The sequence below is a fragment of the Variovorax sp. GW821-FHT10B04 genome (assembly GCF_059415645.1).
The window spans coordinates 515,116-530,772 of the sequence record NZ_JBWKNQ010000002.1; the positions used below are offsets into that span (position 1 = coordinate 515,116).

Here is a 15,657-nt window from a genome sequence, read left to right on the forward strand (position 1 = left end):
CCTGCCCGAAGCACGAAAAAGCCGATCGCGCCATCATGGCGGCACCATGCCCGCGTTCTCCATCCTCGACCTGTCCCCGATCTGCGAAGGCAGCGATGCCTCGCAATCCTTCCGCAATTCCCTGTCGCTCGCCCAGCATGGCGAGAAACATGGCTACCGGCGCTACTGGCTGGCCGAGCACCACGGCATGCCCGGCATCGCCAGCGCGGCCACGGCGGTGCTGCTGGCCTACGTGGGCGCGGGCACTTCGACCATCCGCATCGGCGCCGGCGGCGTGATGCTGCCGAACCATTCGCCGCTGGTGATCGCCGAGCAGTTCGGCACGCTCGAGTCGCTGTATCCCGGTCGTATCGACCTCGGGCTGGGCCGCGCGCCGGGCTCCGACCAGCGCACCGCGCAGGCGCTGCGGCGCGACCTGCAGTCCGATTCGGACCAGTTCCCGCAGGATGTGATCGAGCTGATGGACTTCATGTCGAAGACGCCGCGCCAGCCGGTGATGGCGGTGCCTGGCCGGGGGCTCGAAGTGCCGATCTGGATCCTCGGGTCGAGCACCTTCGGCGCACAGCTCGCCGCGCACCTGGGCCTGCCGTACGCCTTCGCGTCGCACTTCGCGCCGCAGCAGATGATGCAGGCGATCCGCATCTACCGCGAGAGCTTCAAGCCGTCGGCGCAACTCGACAAGCCTTACGTGATGCTGGGCTTCAATGCCTTCGCGGCCGAGACCGACGAGGACGCCGAATTCCGCGCGAGCTCGTGGCAGCAGGCCTTCGTCAATCTGCGCACCGGCCGGCCGGGCCGGTTGCCGCCGCCGGTCGCGGGCTACCGTTCGACCATCGGCGCGCCGGAGCGCGCGATGCTCGATTCGGTGCTGTCTTGCTCCGCCGTCGGTTCGCGCGACACCGTGCGCGCCGGCCTGAAGGCCTTCCTGGAACGCACCGGTGCCGACGAACTGATGATCACCTCGCAGGTGTTCGACCACACGGCCCGCCTGCGCTCCTATGAGATCGTGGCCGAGCTGCGCGAGGAGCTGGCCGCGGCCTGATCGGTTTTTCTCGGGCGGGTCAGCCTGGATACGTTCCAGGCAGGAGGATCCGCTTGTCGACGTTCTGGATGTTGGTGTGGCCGCAGAAAGCCATCGTCACGTCCAGCTCCTTGTGGATCAACTGCAGCGCCTTGCTCACGCCGGCCTCGCCCATCGCGCCCAGGCCGTAGGCCATCGCGCGGCCGATCATGGTGCCGCGTGCGCCCAGCGCCCAGGCCTTGAGCACGTCCTGGCCGCTGCGGATGCCGCCGTCCATCCAGACCTCGAGCTTGCTGCCGACCGCATCGACGATCGGTGGCAGCGCCTCGATGCTGGACGGCGCGCCGTCCAGTTGCCGGCCGCCGTGGTTGCTGACCACGATCGCATCGGCGCCCACGTCCGCGGCCAGCTGTGCATCCTCGGCCACCATGATTCCCTTGAGGATCAGCTTGCCGCCCCACTGCCTCTTGACCCATTCGATGTCCGCCCACGACAGCGTCGGGTCGAACTGCTCGTTGGTCCAGGCCGCCAGCGAGCGTGTGTCGCTCACGCCCTTCACATGGCCGACCAGGTTGCCGAAGGTACGGCGCCTCGTGCCCAGCATGCCCATGCACCAGGCAGGCTTGGTCGCGAGATTGAGGATGTTGCGCAGCGTGGGCCGCGGCGGCGCCGTCAGGCCGTTCTTGATGTCCTTGTGGCGCTGGCCGATCACCTGCAGGTCGAGCGTGAGCACCAACGCGCTGCAGCGGGCGTTGCGGGCCCGCTCGATCATCCGTGCCATCGATTCGCGGTCGCGCATCATGTAGAGCTGGAACCAGAACGGTGCCGTGGTGTTCGCCGCGATGTCCTCGATCGAGCAGATGCTCATGGTCGACAGCGTGAACGGGATGCCGAACTTCTCGGCTGCGCGCGCCGCATGGATTTCGCCGTCGGCATGCTGCATGCCGGTCAGGCCGACCGGCGCGATCGCGACCGGCATCTTCGCGGCCTGGCCGACCATCGTCGTGGCGGTGGTGCGGCCCTCCATGTTCACGGCGACGCGCTGGCGCAGCCGGATCTTCTGGAAGTCCTCGCTGTTCGCGCGGTAGGTGCTTTCGGTCCAGGAGCCCGAATCGGCGTAGTCGTAGAACATGCGCGGCACGCGCCGCTCGGCCAGGACGCGCAGGTCCTCGATGGTGGTAATGGCGGTCATGGAAACGGATTCTCCGGGTGATCGAGACAGGGCGGCCTGGATTGTGGCCGGGCCGGCCGCATTTCGGCCCCGCCGATTTCCCGCATTCCGGCGATGGCCGGCCGAGGCTGGGACAATCGCCACCTATGAAAAAGCAGCGCATCGTGGTCGGCCTGAGCGGCGGAGTCGACTCTGCCGTTACCGCGCACCTGCTCAAGCAGCAGGGCCACGAGGTGGTCGGCATCTTCATGAAGAACTGGGAAGACGACGACGACAGCGAGTACTGCTCGTCGAACATCGACTTCGTCGACGCCGCCAGCGTGGCCGACGTGCTGGGCATCGAGATCGAGCACGTCAACTTCGCGGCCGACTACAAGGACCGGGTGTTCGCCGAATTCCTGCGCGAGTACCAGGCCGGCCGCACGCCCAACCCGGACGTGCTGTGCAACGCCGAGATCAAGTTCAAGGCCTTCCTCGATCATGCGATGCGCCTGGGCGCCGAGAAGATCGCTACCGGCCACTACGCGCGCGTGCGCCTGAACGAGGCAACCGGCCGGCACGAACTGCTCAAGGGCCTCGATCCGGCCAAGGACCAGAGCTACTTCCTGCATCGCCTGAACCAGGCGCAGCTGTCGAAGACGCTGTTCCCGGTCGGCGAGCTGCACAAGACGGAGGTGCGCCGCATCGCCGACGAGATCGGCCTGCCCAATGCGAAGAAGAAGGACTCGACGGGCATCTGCTTCATCGGCGAGCGGCCTTTCCGCGAATTCCTGAACCGCTACATCTCCAAGGAGCCGGGGCCGATCAAGGACGAGCGTGGCCGCACGCTGGGCCAGCATCAAGGCCTGAGCTTCTACACGCTGGGCCAGCGCCAGGGCCTGGGCATCGGCGGCGTCAAGGCCAGGGGCGCGCAGCGCGGCGCGGGTGACCATTCGCCCTGGTTCGTGGCGCGCAAGGACATGGCGAGCAACACACTGTGGGTCGTGCAGGGCCACGATCATCCGTGGCTGTTGTCCCCCGGATTGACCGCCGACGACACGAGCTGGGTGGCGGGGCAGCCGCCTGCGCCTGGCGATTGCGCCGCCAAGACGCGCTACCGGCAGACCGATGCGCCTTGCCGGCTGGGTGTCGACGCGGGCGAGGCGTTTCGGCTGGATTTCGCCGACCCGCAATGGGCCGTGACGCCCGGCCAATCGGCCGTGCTCTACGACGGCGAGGTCTGCCTGGGCGGCGGCGTCATCTCCAGCGCCGCCTGAGCGGAAGAGTGCGAAAGGGCGCCAGCCGGCCTCAGGCGGCGGTCGGCGTTTTCACCGACGGGTCGACGTGGATCAGGTCCAGCGGGTATCGCTGGCCTGCGAGGAAGTCCTCGATGCATTGAAGCAGCAGCGGGCTGCGATGCCGCTCGACGCTGGCGCGGATCTCGTCGGGCGTCATCCAGACCGTGCGCACGATGCCCTCGTCCAGCGCACGGTCGGGTTCGAAGGCACCCAGCGTGCCTGCAAAGGCCATCCGAAGATAGGTGACGTCGGCGTCCTGCGCGTCTTCGACGGTGGCTGCGGCGTCGGTCGGCCGCTGGAAGCGCGCCATGTAGATACCGACCAGCGTCGTCGGTACGAAATGATGTGCGGTTTCTTCGAGCGCTTCGCGTGCGCATCCTTCGACTGGCGATTCGCCCGCTTCCAGATGGCCGGCCGGTGTGTTGAGCCGCAGTCCGGCCGCAGTGTGTTCCTCGACCAGCAGAAAGCGTCCGTCGTGCGGGATCACCGCGGCGACAGTGACATTGGGCTTCCATCGGCGCATGCGATCTCCTTTTTCGTGGGGCGATCGGCAACTGTAGCGCGCCACGCGCCGATGGACGGGCTATGCGGCGCTGGCCGCCAGCGGGTCGTTCAGCGCAGCGAGCACGCCGTTGTCGAGAGCCTCCAGCCGGTAGCCCAGGCCGTAGATCGCGGACAGCAGGAAGCCGTTGGTCGGCCGCAGATCGAGCTTGTTGCGCAGGCGCGAGACGTGCGTGTCGAGCGAGCGCGATGGCGAATCGTTGCTCGGTCCCCAGACCGCCTCGCGCAGGTGCTCGCGCGACAGCAGGCGCCCGATGTTGCGGAACAGGAAGTGCGCAAGCTCGTACTCGCGATGCTTGAGGTCGACCACTGCGCCATCGATGCGCAGCGTGCGTGAACGTGGATGGAAGTGATAGGCGCCGAACACCAGTTCGACCTCCTGCTGTGCAGGGTAGGCGCGGCGCAGCAGGGCGCTCACGCGTGCTTCGAATTCGCCGACCGCTGCCGGCCGCACCAGGAAGTCGTCGGCGCCGGCCTCGAGCGCCTCCACCATGTGCGGCCGTTCGGTGCGGCTGGTGGCGATCATGATCGGCAGGCGGCTGTTCAGGTCGTTGCGGATCCATTTCACGACCGTTTGCCCCTGCACGTCGGCCAGGTTCCAGTCGAGCACCAGCAGGTCGTAACTCTGGAGCTTGAGCTCCCGCAGAAGACTGCGGCCGTCGGCGAAACAGTGGCACTCATGTCCGATGGCGTCCAGCGACTGTCGTGTCCATTCGAGCTGGATCGGCTTGTCGTCAAGTATGGCGATGCGCATGACCTTCCCTTTCCGTGTTGTTCAGCGGATCGAGTCTAGGGAGCGTGCAGTTCGGAGGCCAGCGCCCTAGTTGCTGTCAATGTCAACTAAAGCACGGGATCCGATTCGCAATAGTGAATAAATCTAATTAACTCGACGAAACGGACGCGACAGCCAATCCGGGCGCTTCGGGTAAGCTCCGCCCGCACATCCAAATAACAATTGTTGCGAGGAGACACCATGCAGATAGGCGTGCCCGCCGAGACGATGGCCGGCGAAACCCGCGTGGCCGCGACACCGGAGACGGTGAAAAAACTGGTGGCGCAGGGTCATGAGATCCGCGTCCAGTCGACGGCCGGTCTTGCGGCGAGCGTGCCCGATGCGGCCTACGAGGCCGCCGGCGCCCGGATCACCGATCGGACGAGCGCCTTTGGCGCGCAGATCGTGCTCAAGGTGCGCGCCCCCGACGCCGCCGAAGCCGCGCTGATGCAGCCCGGCACCGTCGTCGTCGGCATGCTCAACCCCTTCGACGCGGCTGGCCTGCAGCGCCTGGCGGACGCCGGCCTCACCGCCTTTGCCCTCGAAGCCGCACCGCGCACCACGCGCGCCCAGAGCATGGACGTGCTCTCCTCGCAGGCCAATATCGCCGGCTACAAGGCCGTGATGATCGCGGCCGACCAGTACCAGCGCTTCTTCCCGATGCTGATGACCGCCGCCGGCACCGTGAAGGCCGCGCGCGTCGTCGTCCTTGGCGTGGGCGTCGCAGGCCTGCAGGCCATTGCCACGGCCAAGCGCCTGGGCGCCGTCATCGAGGCGAGCGACGTGCGCCCGAGCGTCAAGGAGCAGGTCGAATCGCTCGGCGGCAAGTTCATCGAGGTGTCCTATGACACCGACGAAGAGAAGGAAGCGGCGGTCGGCATCGGCGGCTACGCCAGGCCGATGCCGCCCAGCTGGCTGGCGCGCCAGCAGGTCGAGGTCGCCAAGCGCGTGGCGCTGGCCGACGTGGTGATCAGCACGGCGCTCATTCCGGGCCGCGCCGCGCCGACGCTCATCAGCGAGGACATGGTCCGGTCGATGAAGCCCGGTTCGGTGATCGTCGACATCGCGGCCGGCAAGGGTGCGGATGCGAACGGTGGCATGACCGGCGGCAACTGCCCGCTGTCGGAGCCCGACAGGACCGTGGTGAAGCACGGCGTGACGATCGTCGGCGAGACCAACCTCGCGGCACGGGTCGCGGCCGACGCCTCCGCGCTCTATGCGCGCAACGTGCTCGACTTCCTCAAGCTGATCCTCGTGAAGGATGTCGGCCTGAAGATCGATCTGGAAGACGACATCGTCGCTGCCTGCCGCATGGCGCAGGACGGGCAGGTCACGCGCAGGTAGAAGCACCGAGACGACAACGAGAACGACAACACCAACGCAGGAGCGAGGAGCACAACGCCATGGACATCGTCAGCCACACCGTCATCAACCTGATCATCTTCGTGCTGGCCATCTACGTCGGCTACCACGTGGTCTGGACCGTCACGCCGGCATTGCACACGCCGCTGATGGCCGTGACCAACGCCATCTCGGCGATCGTCATCGTCGGCGCGATGCTCGCCGCCGCGCTCACCACCACGTCGCTGGGCAAGACCATGGGCGTGCTCGCCGTGGCACTGGCCGCGGTCAACGTGTTCGGCGGCTTCCTGGTCACCCGGCGCATGCTGGAGATGTTCAGGAAGAAGGAGCGCAAGGCGCCCGCCGCCCCTCGCGCCGAGGGAGCCGCCAAGTGAGCATGAACCTCGTCACGCTGCTGTATCTCGTCGCCAGCGTCTGCTTCATCCAGGCCCTGAAGGGCCTGAGCCATCCGACCACCTCGATCCGCGGCAACGTCTTCGGCATGAGCGGCATGGCGATCGCCGTGCTGACCACGATCGCGCTGATCCATGGCCAGGCGCAGGCGCTGCGGGTGGATTTCGCCAGCGGTCTCGGCTGGGTGCTCGGTGCGCTGGTGGTGGGTGGCGGCATCGGTGCCTTCATGGCCAACAAGGTCGAGATGACCAAGATGCCCGAACTGGTCGCCTTCATGCACAGCATGATCGGCCTGGCGGCGGTCTTCATCGCCATCGCCGCGGTCGCCGAGCCCTGGGCCTTCGGCATCACCGCTGCGCCGCAGGACCTGCTGGTCACCAACGGCACGGCCGTCGTGCGCGGCCTGCTGCGCGCGCCGATCCCGGGCGGCAACCGGCTCGAGCTGTTCCTCGGCGCGGCCATCGGTGCGATCACCTTCAGCGGTTCGGTCATCGCATTCGGCAAGCTGTCGGGCAAGTACAAGTTCCGCCTGTTCCAGGGCGCGCCGGTGCAGTTCAAGGGCCAGCACATGCTGAACCTGGTGCTCGGCCTGCTGACCATCGCGCTCGGCCTGGTGTTCGTCGCCACCGAGAGCTGGGGCGCCTTCTTCGCGATGCTGATCCTGGCCTTCGTGATGGGCGTGCTGATCATCATCCCGATCGGCGGTGCCGACATGCCGGTGGTGGTGTCGATGCTCAACAGCTACTCGGGCTGGGCGGCTGCGGGCATCGGCTTCAGCCTGAACAACGCGATGCTGATCATCGCGGGCAGCCTGGTCGGCAGTTCTGGCGCGATCCTGAGCTACATCATGTGCAAGGCGATGAACCGCAGCTTCTTCAACGTGATCCTCGGCGGCTTCGGCGGCGAGGCGGTCACGGCCGGCGGTGGCGCCAAGGAGCAGCGTCCGGTGAAGAGCGGGAGCGCCGACGACGCGGCCTTCGTGCTGGGCAATGCCGAGACCGTGGTCATCGTGCCGGGCTACGGCCTGGCCGTGGCCCGCGCGCAGCATGCGGTGAAGGAGCTCGCGCAGAAGCTCACCGACAAGGGCATCACGGTGAAGTACGCGATCCACCCGGTGGCGGGCCGGATGCCGGGGCACATGAACGTGCTGCTGGCCGAGGCCGAGGTACCCTACGACCAGGTCTTCGAGATGGAAGACATCAACGGCGAGTTCGGCCAGGCCGACGTGGCGATCATCCTGGGTGCCAACGACGTGGTGAACCCGGCCGCGCACACCAAGGGCAGCCCGATCTACGGGATGCCGATCCTGGAGGCGTACAAGGCCAAGACGGTGATCGTGAACAAGCGCAGCATGGCCGCGGGTTACGCGGGGCTGGACAACGAACTGTTCTATATGGACAAGACGATGATGGTCTTCGGCGACGCGAAGAAAGTCGTGGAAGATATGGGCAAGGCCATCGAATAGCGTGCCTTGGCATGCATCGATGGCTCCGAGCGCCCCGATGGGCGCGCGGTTTTTTCTGGATACTGGAGAGACAACGCAATGAGTGACCGTCCCTGGCTGAGCAGCTACCCACAAGGCGTTCCGGCCGACATCGATGCATCGCGCTACGACTCGCTCGTGGCGCTGATGCAGGAGAGCTTCACCAACTACGCGCAGCGCACCGCCTACAGCTTCATGGGCAGCGACATCCGCTATGAAGAGGTCGACACGCTGAGCCGATCCTTCGCGGTCTACCTGCAGGGGCTGGGCCTCGTGAAGGGCGACCGCGTGGCGGTCATGATGCCCAACTGTCCGCAGTACCCGATCGCCGTGGCGGCGATCCTGCGTGCCGGGCTGATCCTGGTCAACGTCAACCCGCTGTACACCGCGCGCGAGCTCGAGCACCAGTTGCAGGACTGCGGTGCGAAGACCATCGTGATCATGGAGAACTTCGCGTCGACCCTGCAGCACTGCATCGCCTCGACGCCGGTCAAGCACGTGGTGCTGGCCTCGATGGGCGACCGGCTCGGCCTGCTGAAGGGTGCACTGGTCAACTACGTGGTGCGCAACGTCAAGAAGCTGGTGCCGGCCTATTCGCTGCCGGGCGCCGTGCGCTTCAACGCGGCGGTCGGCCAGGGTGCTTCGGGCACGCTGCGGCCGGTCGACGTCGGCGCCGACGACGTCGCCGTGCTGCAGTACACCGGCGGCACCACGGGTGTGTCGAAGGGCGCCGTGCTGCTGCATCGCAACGTGATCGCCAACGTGCTGCAGTCCGAGGCCTGGAACGATCCGGTCATGCAGAAGGTGCCGGCCGGCGAGCAGCCGACCAGCGTCTGCGCACTGCCGCTGTATCACATCTTCGCGTTCACGGTCGGCATGATGCTGAGCATGCGCACGGGCGGCAAGCTGATCCTGATCCCGAATCCGCGCGACATCGCCGCCACGCTCAAGGAGCTGTCGAAGCACACCTTCCACAGCTTTCCGGCCGTCAACACGCTCTTCAACGGACTGGCCAACCATCCGGATTTCGGCACGGTCAACTGGAGCAACCTGAAGGTCTCGGTCGGCGGCGGCATGGCGGTGCAGGCCGCGGTCGCCAAGCTGTGGCTCGAGAAGACCGGCTGCCCGATCTGCGAGGGTTACGGGCTGTCGGAAACCTCGCCGTCCGCGTCGTGCAACCCGACCACCAGCACGGCCTACACCGGCACCATCGGCGTTCCGTTGCCGAGCACCTACCTGAAGCTGATCGACGACGAAGGTCGCGACGTGCCGCTCGGCCAGGCCGGCGAGATCGCGATCAAGGGCCCGCAGGTCATGGCCGGCTACTGGCAGCGGCCCGACGAGACCGCCAAGGTCATGACGCCCGACGGCTGGTTCAAGTCCGGCGACATCGGCATCGCCGACGAGCGCGGCTACTTCAAGATCGTCGATCGCAAGAAGGACATGATCCTGGTGTCGGGCTTCAACGTCTACCCGAACGAGATCGAGGACGTCGTCGCCACGCTGCCTGGCGTGCTGGAGTGCGCCGCGGTCGGCGTGCCGGACGACAAGACCGGCGAAGCCGTCAAGCTGGTGATCGTGCGCAAGACGCCCGAGCTCACCGAGGCCCAGGTGCGCGACTTCTGCCGCGAGAACCTCACGGGCTACAAGCGTCCCCGCGTGATCGAGTTCCGCACCGACATGCCCAAGACACCGGTCGGCAAGATCCTGCGGCGCGAGCTGCGCGACGTGAAGAAGTAAGCATCCGTTGCAGCGGACGCAGGTCCGCCGTGCGAGGGTTTCGTCGGATGTAGGACGGGCATCGGTCTTGCATATTCGGGTGGAATGCTTCGTTTCATCCTGACCCGCGCCAGCCTGCTCGTGCCGACCTTTCTCGGCATGACGCTGCTGGCGTTCTTTCTGATCCGGCTGGTGCCGGGCGACCCGATCGAGACGATGGCCGGCGAGCGCGGCATCGACCCGGCGCGCCACGCCCAGCTGCTCAAGGACTACGGCCTCGACAAGCCGCTGCTCACGCAATACGGCATCTACATCGGCCGCGTGCTGCACGGCGATCTCGGCAAGTCGGTCATCACGCAGGAGCCGGTGATGAACGAGTTCCTTGCGCTCTTCCCCGCCACGGTCGAGCTTGCGCTGTGCGCCATCGCCTTTGCGTTGCTGCTCGGCATCCCGGCCGGCATCGTGGCGGCGGTCAAGCGCAACTCGCTGTTCGACCACGGCGTGATGGCGACCTCGCTCACCGGCTTCTCCATGCCGATCTTCTGGTGGGGCCTGCTGCTGATCCTGTTCTTCTCGGTGCAGCTGGGATGGACGCCGGTGTCCGGCCGCATCGCGGTGCAGTACTACATCGAGCCGGTCACCGGCTTCCTGCTGATCGATGCGCTGCGCTCGGGTGAGGACGGCGCCTTCGGCTCGGCCGTGGCACACCTCATCCTGCCCGCGATCGTGCTGGGCACCAACCCGCTGGCGGTGGTGGCGCGCATGACGCGTTCGGCCATGCTCGAAGTGCTGGGCGAGGACTACATCCGCACCGCGCGCGCCAAGGGCCTGTCGCGCCTTCGCGTGGTCGGGCTGCATGCGTTGCGCAATGCGCTGATCCCGGTGGTCACCGTGATCGGGTTGCAGGTCGGCGTGCTGTTCACCGGCGCGATCCTGACCGAGACGATCTTCTCCTGGCCGGGCGTCGGCAAGTGGCTGATCGAGGCGATCGGCCGGCGCGACTACCCGGTGCTGCAGGGCGGCATGCTGCTGCTCGGCGGCATCGTGATGCTGGTCAATCTGGCGGTCGATGTGACCTATGGCGTCATCAACCCGAGGATCCGCAAATGAGCGCTGCCGTTCCGGCGACACCCGCTGCGTCGCCGGCGCCGCCCGGTCCGTGGCGCGAGTTCTGGCTCGCCTTCAGTGCGAATCGCGGTGCGGTGATCGGGCTCGGCGTGATCGGGCTGCTGCTGTTCGTCGCGCTGTTCGCGCCCTGGATCGCGCCGCATGCGCCCAACCAGACCGACCCGTCCGCCTTCCTGCGGCCGCCGGCCTGGCAGGCGGGCGGTGCGTGGGCCTATCCGCTCGGCACCGACGCCATCGGCCGGGACATCCTCTCGCGCCTGATGTTCGGTGCGCGGCTGTCGCTGTCGATCGGCATCGCGGTGGTGGCGATCTCGGTGGTGGTGGGCATCGCGCTCGGCCTGGTCGCCGGTTTCTTCCGCGGCGTGATCGAGATCGCGATCATGCGGGCCATGGACATCGTGCTCACGCTGCCCAGCCTGCTGCTGGCAATCGTGATCGTCGCGATCCTCGGGCCGGGGCTGATCAACGCGATGCTCGCCGTGGCGATCGTGGTGCTGCCGCACTATGTGCGCATCACGCGCGCAGCCGTCATCACCGAGGTGTCGCGCGACTACGTGACGGCCGCGCGCGTGAGCGGTGCCGGCACGTTGCGCCTGATGTTCAGCGAGGTGCTGCCCAACTGCGCCGCGCCGCTGATCGTGCAGGCGTCGCTCGGCGTGTCGACCGCGATCCTCGATGCCGCCGCGCTGGGCTTCCTCGGCCTCGGCGCGCAGCCGCCGTCGCCCGAATGGGGAACCATGCTGGCCGACGCGCGCGAGTTCGTGCTGCGCGCCTGGTGGGTCGTGACCTTCCCGGGGCTGGCCATCCTGGCGGCTGTGCTGGCTTTCAACCTGATGGGCGACGGCTTGCGCGATGCGCTCGACCCGAAGCTGAAGCGATGAGTCTTTTGGACATCCGCGATCTGCACGTGAGCTTCCCCACGCAGGGCGGCGTGATGCACGCGGTCGACGGCGTGAGCCTGCACGTCGACGAAGGCGAGGTGCTCGGCATCGTCGGCGAATCGGGCTCGGGCAAGAGCGTCACGATGATGGCTCTCATGGGCCTGATCGGCTACCCGGGACGGGTGCAGGCCGGGCACATGCGCTTTGCGGGGCAGGACCTGCTGGGCCTGTCGGACGCAACGCGCCGTTCGCTGGTCGGCCAGGACGTGGCGATGATCTTCCAGGACCCGACCACCAGCCTGAACCCGTCGTTCACGATCGGCTTCCAGCTGATGGAAACACTGCGCCTGCACCTGAAGATGGACCGCCGCGGTGCGAAGCGTCGGTCGATCGAGCTGCTGGAGCAGGTCGGCATTCCGGCCGCTGCGTCGCGCCTCGGCGCCTATCCGCACCAGTTGTCGGGCGGCATGAACCAGCGCGTGATGATCGCCATGGCGATCGCCTGCAACCCGCGCCTGCTGATCGCCGACGAGCCGACCACCGCGCTCGACGTGACGATCCAGGCGCAGATCCTCGAGCTGCTGCGCAGCCTGCAGAAGGAGCGCGGCATGGCGCTGGTGCTGATCACGCACAACATGGGCGTGGTCGGCGACATGGCGCAGCGCGTGGCCGTGATGTACGCGGGCCAGGTGGTGGAGTCGCAGCGGGTCGACCGGCTGTTCGCGGCGCCCCAGCATCCGTACACCGAGGCGCTGCTCGCGGCCCTGCCCGAGCGCGCGTCGCCCGACGGCCGGCTGGCCACGATTCCCGGCATGGTGCCGGGCGTGCACGACCGGCCCGCCGGCTGCCTGTTCGCGCCGCGCTGCCGCTATGCGACCGCGCATTCGCGTGCGGTCCGGCCTGCGCTGCTGCCGATCGCGTCCGGCGCGGACGGCGTGCAGGCCTCGCCCGACGGTCAGGTGCGATGCCACTACGCGCTCGGCGATCCGCAGCGTGCCGCACGGATCGCGCAGGACGGCCCGCAGCCGGTGGAGGTCGCGTCATGAGCGCCATCGCCGCGCCCACGCCGACGGCCGCATCCGGCGTGCCTGCGGACGTCGTTGTCGAAGCCTCCGGACTGCAGCGCGTCTACGACGTGCGTCGCGGCCTGTTCAGTTCGCTCGCGAAGCTGCAGGCCGTCGGCGAGGTCTCGTTTCGGCTGGCGCGCGGTCGCACGCTCGCGGTGGTCGGTGAATCGGGCTGCGGCAAGTCGACGCTCGCGCGCATGGTCGCGCTGATCGAGAAGCCGACGGCCGGTGGCTTGAGGCTGGTCGGCGTCGATGCGGTCGACACGCCGTCCGCGCGCCGGCGCGAGTTGCGCCAGGCGGTGCAACTGGTCTTCCAGAACCCGTACGCCTCGCTGAACCCGCGCAAGAAGATCGCGGCCGTGCTCGAGGACCCGTTGGCGATCAACACGACGTTCACGCGCGCCGAGCGCGCCGACAAGGCGCAGCAGATGCTCGCGCGCGTCGGCTTGCGGCCCGAGCACGCCAACCGCTATCCGCACATGTTCTCGGGCGGCCAGCGCCAGCGCATCGCGATCGCGCGTGCGCTGATGTTGTCGCCGCGGCTGCTGGTGGCGGACGAACCGGTGTCGGCGCTCGACGTGTCGATCCAGGCGCAGGTGCTGAATCTGCTGTCCGACCTGCAGGCCGAACTCGGGCTGGCCTATCTCTTCATCTCGCACGACCTGGGCGTGGTGCGCCACATCGCGCACGACGTGCTCGTGATGTACCTCGGCCATGCCGTCGAGCAGGGCCCGAAGGCGCACCTGTTCGAGCGGCCGCTGCATCCCTACACCCAGGCGCTGCTGGCCTCGACGCCCGGGCTGGGCCGGCCGCGCATCGTGCTGCAGGGCGAGCTGCCCTCTCCGCTGAATCCGCCGCCGGGCTGCGTGTTCAACACGCGCTGCGCCCACGCCACCGAACGCTGCCGCAGCGAACGCCCGCTGCTGCGCGCACTCGACGACCGCCTGGTGGCCTGCCACCATGCCGAACGCTTTCTCGACGGTGCGGCTTCGGCCGTTGCCACTTTCCCAGCAACCACTGCAACGCCTCCACAGGAGTCTTCGACATGACAGCCAAATCCCCTGCCGTGCGCCGCCTGCGCGCCGCCGCATTGATCGTCCCGACGGCCCTGGCGCTCGCCTGCGGCGCCGCATCGGCCAAGACACTGGTCTATTGCTCCGAGGGCAGCCCCGAGAACTTCTATCCGGCGGTGAATACCACCGGCACGTCCTTCGACGTGACCACGCAGGTCTACAACACCATCGTCGAGTTCGAGCGCGGCGGTACCAAGGTCGTGCCCGGCCTGGCCGAGAGCTGGACCATCTCGCCCGATGGCACCGAGTACACCTTCAAGCTGCGCAAGGGCGTGAAGTGGCACACCACCAGCAAGAGCTTCAAGCCGACGCGCGACTTCAACGCCGACGACTTCATCTTCATGCTGGAGCGCCAGTGGAAGGAAAACGATCCGTTCTTCAAGGTCACCAGCACCAACCACTCGTACTTCAACGACATGGGCATGCCGAAGCTGCTGAAGACGGTCGACCGGGTGGACGACTACACGGTGAAGATCGTGCTCAACAAGGCCGAGGCGCCATTCCTCGCGAACCTCGCCATGCAGTACGCGGGCATCCAGTCGAAGGAGTACGCGATCGCGATGCTCAAGGCCGGCACGCCCGAGAAGGTCGACCAGGACCCGATCGGCACCGGGCCGTTCTACCTCGTGCAGTACCAGAAGGACGCGGTCATCCGCTTCAAGGCCTTCCCGCAGTATTGGGGCGGCAAGGCCAAGATCGACGACTTGATCTTCGCCATCACGCCGGACGCGTCGGTGCGCTGGGCCAAGCTGCAGAAGGGCGAATGCCATGTGATGCCCTACCCGAACCCGGCCGACCTCGATGCCATCCGCAAGGACCCGAACGTGCAACTGCTGGAGCAGCCGGGCCTGAACGTCGGCTACCTCGCCTACAACACGCAGAAGAAGCCTTTCGACGACGTGCGTGTGCGCAAGGCGATCAACATGGCGATCAACAAGAAAGCCATCATCGACGGCGTGTACCTGAGCACCGGCGTCGCGGCGAAGAACCCGATTCCGCCCACCATGTGGTCGTACAACGACGCCGTGAAGGACGACCCGTACGATCCCGAAGGCGCGAAGAAGCTGCTGGCTGCCGCGGGCCTGCCGGACGGCTTCACGACCGACCTGTGGGCCATGCCGGTGCAGCGACCGTACAACCCGAACGCCAAGCGCATCGCCGAGCTGATGCAGGCCGACCTCGCGAAGATCGGCGTCAAGGCCGAGATCAAGAGCTTCGAATGGGGCGAGTACCGCAAGCGCATGCAGGCCGGCGAACACCAGATGGGCATGCTGGGCTGGACCGGCGACAACGGCGATCCGGACAACTTCATGTACACGCTGCTCGGTTGCGCGTCGGCCCAGTCGAATGGTTCGAACGTCGCGAAGTTCTGCTACCAGCCTTATGAGGAACTGGTCGTGAAGGCCAAGAACACGTCGAAGCAGGCCGACCGCGATGCGCTCTACAAGAAGGCGCAGGTGATCTTCAAGGAACAGGCGCCCTGGTTCACGATCGCGCATGCGGTGCAGCTCAAGCCGGTGCGCAAGGAAGTGGTCGACTTCAAGCTGAGCCCTTTCGGGCGCCACACCTTCTACGGCGTGGACATCAAGTAAACCCCCAGGCTGCGGCACTTCGTGTCGCCTGCGCCAACCCCCTTGCAGGGGGCAACATCGGCGGCCCGGCAAAGCCGGTTCCGCGATGTTTCTGGCGTTGGGAGGCTCGCTTCGCTTTGCCTTGTTTTCGGGGTGTTGATGCCTCTGTCTGTTTTTT

General features: G+C 67.0%; 14 protein-coding genes. 11 read left to right on the forward strand and 3 right to left on the reverse strand.

Annotated elements, in window-relative coordinates; all coding sequences use genetic code 11:
* Window positions 1-46: 46 nt before the first annotated feature.
* Window positions 47-1,042 (forward strand): LLM class flavin-dependent oxidoreductase, encoded by a 996-nt coding sequence (locus tag AC07PZ_RS07480; protein WP_495294416.1) that lies wholly within the window; start codon window positions 47-49, stop codon window positions 1,040-1,042.
* Between the two features lie 19 nt (window positions 1,043-1,061).
* Here AC07PZ_RS07480 and AC07PZ_RS07485 read toward each other — a convergent pair whose 3' ends face one another.
* Complete coding sequence (locus AC07PZ_RS07485) at window positions 1,062-2,213, reverse strand: alpha-hydroxy acid oxidase (RefSeq protein WP_495294417.1); 1,152 nt, start codon at window positions 2,211-2,213, stop codon at window positions 1,062-1,064.
* Between the two features lie 125 nt (window positions 2,214-2,338).
* On the opposite strand from AC07PZ_RS07485, the gene mnmA reads away from it, so the two are divergent.
* The gene (gene mnmA / locus AC07PZ_RS07490) at window positions 2,339-3,448 is read left to right on the forward strand and encodes a tRNA 2-thiouridine(34) synthase MnmA (RefSeq protein WP_495294418.1); all 1,110 of its coding nucleotides are present in this window, start codon (window positions 2,339-2,341) and stop codon (window positions 3,446-3,448) included.
* Between the two features lie 31 nt (window positions 3,449-3,479).
* On the opposite strand, the gene AC07PZ_RS07495 is transcribed toward mnmA, so the two are convergent.
* Together AC07PZ_RS07495 and AC07PZ_RS07500 are read right to left on the reverse strand one after the other, a co-directional pair.
* On the reverse strand, window positions 3,480-3,992 hold the full coding sequence (locus AC07PZ_RS07495; protein ID WP_495294419.1) for an NUDIX hydrolase: 513 nt from the start codon (window positions 3,990-3,992) through the stop codon (window positions 3,480-3,482).
* A gap of 60 nt (window positions 3,993-4,052) precedes the next feature.
* Entirely contained in the window at window positions 4,053-4,784 is a 732-nt protein-coding gene (locus AC07PZ_RS07500) for a response regulator transcription factor (protein ID WP_495294420.1), read from the reverse strand.
* A gap of 219 nt (window positions 4,785-5,003) precedes the next feature.
* Here AC07PZ_RS07500 and AC07PZ_RS07505 point away from each other — a divergent pair, with 219 nt between their 5' ends.
* The 9 genes from AC07PZ_RS07505 (at window position 5,004) to AC07PZ_RS07545 (ending at window position 15,500) form a co-directional block, all read left to right on the forward strand.
* On the forward strand, window positions 5,004-6,146 hold the full coding sequence (locus AC07PZ_RS07505; protein WP_495294421.1) for a Re/Si-specific NAD(P)(+) transhydrogenase subunit alpha: 1,143 nt from the start codon (window positions 5,004-5,006) through the stop codon (window positions 6,144-6,146).
* Window positions 6,147-6,205: 59 nt separating this feature from the next.
* Complete coding sequence (locus AC07PZ_RS07510) at window positions 6,206-6,538, forward strand: NAD(P) transhydrogenase subunit alpha part 2 (RefSeq protein ID WP_495294422.1); 333 nt, start codon at window positions 6,206-6,208, stop codon at window positions 6,536-6,538.
* Window positions 6,535-8,022, forward strand: coding sequence for an NAD(P)(+) transhydrogenase (Re/Si-specific) subunit beta (locus tag AC07PZ_RS07515; protein WP_495294423.1), 1,488 nt, complete (start codon window positions 6,535-6,537; stop codon window positions 8,020-8,022). Before AC07PZ_RS07510 ends, AC07PZ_RS07515 begins: the two co-directional genes overlap by 4 nt.
* 78 nt (window positions 8,023-8,100) lie before the next feature.
* Window positions 8,101-9,780 carry a long-chain-fatty-acid--CoA ligase gene (locus tag AC07PZ_RS07520; RefSeq protein ID WP_495294424.1) on the forward strand — a complete coding sequence of 560 codons (1,680 nt, stop codon included), beginning with the start codon at window positions 8,101-8,103 and terminating at the stop codon, window positions 9,778-9,780.
* A gap of 84 nt (window positions 9,781-9,864) precedes the next feature.
* Entirely contained in the window at window positions 9,865-10,869 is a 1,005-nt protein-coding gene (locus tag AC07PZ_RS07525) for an ABC transporter permease subunit (RefSeq protein WP_495294425.1), read from the forward strand.
* Entirely contained in the window at window positions 10,866-11,768 is a 903-nt protein-coding gene (locus AC07PZ_RS07530) for an ABC transporter permease subunit (RefSeq protein WP_495294426.1), read from the forward strand. Before AC07PZ_RS07525 ends, AC07PZ_RS07530 begins: the two co-directional genes overlap by 4 nt.
* The gene (locus AC07PZ_RS07535) at window positions 11,765-12,814 is read left to right on the forward strand and encodes an ABC transporter ATP-binding protein (RefSeq protein WP_495294427.1); all 1,050 of its coding nucleotides are present in this window, start codon (window positions 11,765-11,767) and stop codon (window positions 12,812-12,814) included. The genes AC07PZ_RS07530 and AC07PZ_RS07535 overlap by 4 nt, the downstream gene beginning before the upstream one ends.
* Window positions 12,811-13,884: a dipeptide ABC transporter ATP-binding protein gene (locus AC07PZ_RS07540; protein WP_495294428.1), complete on the forward strand. Its 1,074-nt coding sequence runs from the start codon at window positions 12,811-12,813 to the stop codon at window positions 13,882-13,884. The genes AC07PZ_RS07535 and AC07PZ_RS07540 overlap by 4 nt, the downstream gene beginning before the upstream one ends.
* Window positions 13,881-15,500 (forward strand): ABC transporter substrate-binding protein, encoded by a 1,620-nt coding sequence (locus AC07PZ_RS07545; protein ID WP_495294429.1) that lies wholly within the window; start codon window positions 13,881-13,883, stop codon window positions 15,498-15,500. The genes AC07PZ_RS07540 and AC07PZ_RS07545 overlap by 4 nt, the downstream gene beginning before the upstream one ends.
* Window positions 15,501-15,657 lie beyond the last annotated feature (157 nt).